This window comes from Micrococcus sp. LASM2_SD2 (genome assembly GCF_057364565.1).
In genome coordinates, this window is sequence record NZ_JBNFOB010000421.1 from 1 (window position 1) to 933 (window position 933).

Consider the following 933-nt stretch of genomic DNA (forward strand, 5'->3'; position numbering starts at 1 on the left):
GGCGTCGTCGCCCCTGTCTCCGTCGCGCGTCGGCACGCCCCTCGGCGCCCCCGCGCTCCCGTGAGGCGGACGGCCGCGGCGAGCGGCCGTCGTCGTGCTTCCGGGAGGTCACAGGCCGACCAGGGACAGGTACGGGACCACGGTGGAGGGCTGCAGGTCCGCAACGTCCGGCATGTGCGGCATCACCAGGTACAGCACCGCCACGGCGATGCCGTTGTTCACCATGTGCAGCAGCACCGCGTACCCGAAGGAGCGGCCCATGAGGATGTAGGACACCGTGATGGCCACCGCGAGGGTCAGGTAGGGCACGGTCTCCACCAGGTCGAACTGCCCGCCGGTGCCGGCGAAGTGCAGCAGGACGAACGCGACGATCGACACGGCCGCGCACACCCACACGTTCAGGTACCGGGAGAGCTTCCCGATCAGCAGGTGCCGGAACAGGTACTCCTCCACCAGCGGCGCCATCACCACGGTCATGAGGACCATCAGCGCCGGCGGGGCGGCGGCGGTCATCTCCTCCAGGGACGCCTGGTTCGCGGACTGCGCGGCGCGGCCGATCAGGCTCAGCAGCACCACGTTCACGACGATGCAGGCGAACCACGTGGCCGGCAGCAGCGCCAGCTTCCACCAGGTGCCGTGCCGGAACACCCCGAGCGAGCGCACGAACGGCCGCCACGCCACCACCGCCACGATCGCCGTGATGATCACGTAGCTGACGAGGTTCATGGTGAACATGTCCAGCACGGAGAACTCGCCGTCCACCGGGGTGACCCAGCCCAGGGCCATGGCCAGCAGACCGCCGGCGCCCAGGAGCATCATCAAGACGTAGGCGAGGACCACGAGGGCATCGCCCCAGTGGAACCTGCCCGGGGCCCAGCGGGCCGGGTCCGTGCGCTGCGACGGCGGCCGCGTCGGCCAGCCGGGGCGGGGACG

General features: G+C 71.0%; 1 protein-coding gene. It reads right to left on the bottom strand.

Translation table 11 applies throughout. The features are described from left to right. Positions 1–108: 108 nt before the first annotated feature. On the bottom strand, positions 109–933 hold an 825-nt coding region (locus AC2W7A_RS12875), incomplete at its 5' end, for a CPBP family intramembrane glutamic endopeptidase (RefSeq protein WP_485991671.1).